Source organism: Streptomyces murinus, assembly GCF_002154555.1.
Taxonomy (GTDB): Bacteria; Actinomycetota; Actinomycetes; order Streptomycetales; family Streptomycetaceae; genus Streptomyces; species Streptomyces murinus.
Map to the genome: position 1 here is coordinate 1 of NZ_MUNF01000571.1, position 3,853 is coordinate 3,853.

General features: G+C 71.0%; 3 protein-coding genes. 1 reads left to right on the forward strand and 2 read right to left on the reverse strand.

Translation table 11 applies throughout. From position 1 onward, the window contains the following. Window positions 1-321: flavin reductase family protein (locus tag CCN72_RS29910; RefSeq protein WP_143664245.1), on the reverse strand; the 321-nt coding region annotated here is incomplete at its 3' end. Window positions 322-553: 232 nt separating this feature from the next. Here CCN72_RS29910 and CCN72_RS29915 point away from each other — a divergent pair. Continuing rightward, a complete protein-coding gene (locus tag CCN72_RS29915; protein ID WP_086811138.1) occupies window positions 554-2,977 on the forward strand; it encodes a polysaccharide lyase 8 family protein in 2,424 nt (807 codons plus the stop codon). Here CCN72_RS29915 and CCN72_RS29920 read toward each other — a convergent pair. After that, window positions 2,964-3,806, reverse strand: coding sequence for an ATP-grasp domain-containing protein (locus tag CCN72_RS29920; RefSeq protein WP_086811139.1), 843 nt, complete (start codon window positions 3,804-3,806; stop codon window positions 2,964-2,966). The genes CCN72_RS29915 and CCN72_RS29920 overlap by 14 nt on opposite strands. Window positions 3,807-3,853: the final 47 nt, after the last annotated feature.

The following is a 3,853-nucleotide window of genomic DNA, read 5'->3' on the forward strand; positions in this document are numbered from 1 at the left end:
CGGCCTCGACTGGACGCCGGGTCCCGGCGTCCAGTCGAGGCCGGTGAACTTGTCGGTGTCGTCGCCGGTCTCGCCGCCGAAGCGTTCCGCGAGGGCGTGTTGGTCGCGGGTGAGCAGGTGGACGGTGAGGCAGTGCGCGGCGCGGGCGACGCGGTAGGTGTGGTTGGCCTTGGACAGCCATACGGCGAACCGGGTCGGCCGGATGGAGCACTGCGAGGCGAAGCCGACCAGACAGCCTGCCCGCTCACCGCCGGCCGTGGCCGTGACCACGCACATGTCGGGGTCGAGCCGCCCCAGGAATTCGTCCTCCGCCCGCGCCATGCCGCTCCGCTCCGTCCGCCGCTGCCGCCGTCGCTTTTGAGTACCGTGCCTGCGTACCGATCGTTTCGCGCACTCATCGTCCCGTGGTCCGGCGTTCCCCGCGCGCCGCTGTCGAATCGCCCCACCGGCCCAACTCGCCCAACCCGCCCACCCCGTGCGACCAAACGATCAAACGATCACTTATAGCACACCTATTGAGCGTTTGAGTAAGCGCGTGCTAGAAAGCGCCGTCATGACGACTCCTTGGTCACGCCGTGGTTTCCTGGCCGTCTGTTCCGGCACCGCCGCCGCCCTGGGACTGGGCACCTCCTCCCCCGCCTCCGCCGCAGCGGACGAGTTCGCCGCCCTGCGGGCGAAGTGGCGCACCCTGATCCTCGGCGAGGGCTTCGACCCCACCGCCGAACCCTTCGCCTCCCGCCTGGCCGACCTCGGCGGTACGGCGCGGCAGTACCTCGCCTCGATGTCCCCGGCGACCGGAGCGCTGTGGCCGGACCTTCCGTACGCCGACCCGGATCCGGACACGGACCCGGAGTCGTACGTCTACTCGGGCAACATGAGCACCAGTTACACCCGGCTGAGCACCCTCGCGCAGGCGTACGGCCAGCCGGGCACCGGCCTCACCGGTGACGCGGCTCTGCGCGACGCCGTCCTCACCGGCCTCGACCACCTCCACGACGACGTGTACAACGCCGGCCAGGCCCGGTACGGCAACTGGTGGAGCTGGCAGATCGGCGCCCCGCAGGCACTGCTGGACGCGTGCGTGCTGATGTACGACGCGCTGTCCGCCGATCAGCTCGCCGGCTATCTCGCCGCCGTGGACCGGTTCGTGCCTGACTCGGCGGTGTCGAGCTACAGCGGTACGAGCACCGGCGCCAACCGGGTGGACCTGTGCCGGGTGCTGGCGCTGCGCGGGGTGGTGGGGGCGGACGCGGCGAAGGTGGCGCTGGCCAGGGACGCCCTGTCCCCCGTGTTCCCCTACGTCTCCTCGGGGGACGGTCTGCACACCGACGGTTCGTTCATCCAGCACACCTGGGTCCCCTACACGGGCTCGTACGGTTCGGTGTTCCTCGGTGGTCTCGGCATGCTGTTCGCGCTGCTGGCCGGGTCGAGCTGGGAGGTGACGGACGAGCACCGGACCATCGTGTTCGACGCGGTCGAGCAGGCCTGGGCGCCGTTCCTGTACAACGGCCTGGTCATGGACGGCGTCGCGGGCCGGGCGGTCAGCCGGGGCCTGTCCGCCGGCGATCCGTCGGGCGTCCAGCAGGACGACCATCTGCGCGGTCACCCGGTCCTGGCCTCCATCGTGCTGCTCGGGCAGGGCGCGAGCGCGGCGGAGAACGCGCGCTGGCGTGCTCTGGTGAAGGGCTGGATGCGGCGCGACCGGTACCATCCGCCGCTCAAGGACCCGGTGCTCAGCCTGCCGAACCTGGCCCGGCTGAAGGGAGTCGAGGACGACACGGCGGTGCGGGCCCTCCCGGAGCCGACCGGGCACCGGCTGTTCCCGGCCATGGCGCGGGCCACGCACCGCCGGCCCGGCTGGGCGGCCTCGCTGAGCATGGCGAACAAGCGGATCGCGTACTACGAGTCCGGCAACGGCGAGAACCCGCGCGGCTGGCACACCGGTTCCGGAATGCTGTACTGGTGGGGCGACACGTTCGCCAACGATCAGTACAGCGACGCCTTCTGGCCCACCGTCGACCCCTACCGGCTCCCCGGTACGACCGTCTCGCGCAAGGTGCTGGCCGACGGCGCGGGCGGCGACTGGGGCGCGGCCAAGCCGGATGTGAACTGGGTGGGCGGCGCGACGGACGGCCACCGGGCCGCGGTCGGGCAGTATCTCAAGGGCCTCCAGTCGACGCTGGTCGCGAAGAAGTCGTGGTTCTTCCTGGACGACACGGTGGTCTGCCTCGGCGCGGGCATCTCCTGCACCGACGGCACGGCCGTGGAGACGACGGTCGAGAACCGCAACCTCGGCGCGGCCGGGAGCGCGACGTTCACGGTGGACGGCAGGGCGGAACCGGCCGGGTACCCGTGGTCGCAGACACTCACCGACACCGGCTGGGCGCACCTCGGCGGGCACGGCGGTTACGTCTTTCCCGGGGGCGCGACGGTACGGGCGGTGCGCGAGGCGCGGGAGGGCAGCTGGAGTTCGATCAATACGGGCGGGTCGACGACCGTGTTGAGCCGGAAGTACCTGACGATGTACGTCGATCACGGCACCGATCCGGTGAACGCCTCGTACGCCTATCTGCTCATGCCGGGCGCGAGCGCCGCGCGGACGCGCGCACGATCGGCGGACCGGCACTGGCTAACCGTTCTGGCCAACACGAACGATCAGCAGGGCATCTCGGTTCGTTCGCTCGGCTTCACCGGGGTGAACTTCTGGTTCGGCGGTACGGTCGGATCGCTCACGGCGAGCGATCCGTGCTCCGTGATGATCAGCGAGAAGGAGGACGGCAGCGCGGTGATCGCCGTGAGCGATCCGATGCTGATGCGCACGGGTCTGACCCTGACCTGGAGGCGTCCGGTCGTCTCGGTCACCTCGGCCCCGGCCACGCTCACTTCGGCTGAAACGGGCAAATCGCTCACACTGACCTTCGGCGATCTCACCGGCACAGCCGGAGTCACCCAGCTGATCACCGTCAGACTGCGCTGACCGCCCCCCGCGCGAACCGGCTCAGGGACGCCGTGAACGCGCCGACGAAGGCGTCCCTGTCCTCCTCCGGCAGGGCCTCCAGCGACAGATAGGGGTTGAGGTCCTCCAGCTCGACCAGCAGGAGGCCGTCATCGGGGGCGCGGCAGGCGTCGACGCGCTGGATGCCGTGGCCGAGGTCGTTCCAGTCGATGAAACGCCGGGCGAACTCCAGGTCGGCGGCGGTCGCGGCGTACGGCTTCAGCTCCCAGCGGCGGCGCGGGTCGGGAGCGTAGAGGGCGTACTGGAAGTCGTCGTCCACGAAGTAGAAGGAGACCTCGTGGGCGAAGTCGATGTGCGGCTGGATCAGGACGTCGTCCCCGGCGTGCGTGTCGAGGCGGGCGGCGGGGACGATGCGAAGGCCGAGGGAGTCCGCGCCGAGCCAGGGCTTGACGACGTAGCGGTGGGCGGGCGGCAGCCGGTGCAGGTCGGCCAGGCTGTCGACGGTCGGGATCACCGGGTAGCCGGCGGCGGTCAGGTCGAGGAGGTACTGCTTGCCGGCCATGTCCGCCTTGCCGGTGAGCGGGTTGTACACGCGGCTGCCGCGTTCCAGGGCCTGGGCGCGGAAGTCGTCGTAGGCCTGCTGGTAGCCGAGGACCGGGCCGCTGTTGCGGACGACGACGGCGTCGTAGCCGTCCATCAGGGCCGCCGCGTCCAGCGGATGGCACAGGGCGAGGTCGAAGTGGGCGCGCAGCCGGGAGGTGAGGAAGATGTCCTCGTCGCAGTAGCGGCGCCCGCGGGCCTGGTACGCCAGGTCGGTGACGTAGAGGACGCGGGGGCGAGCGGCGGGCATGCGGGTCTCCTTGGGCGGCGCCGGGGTCGGCGGGTGAGGTCGGCGGG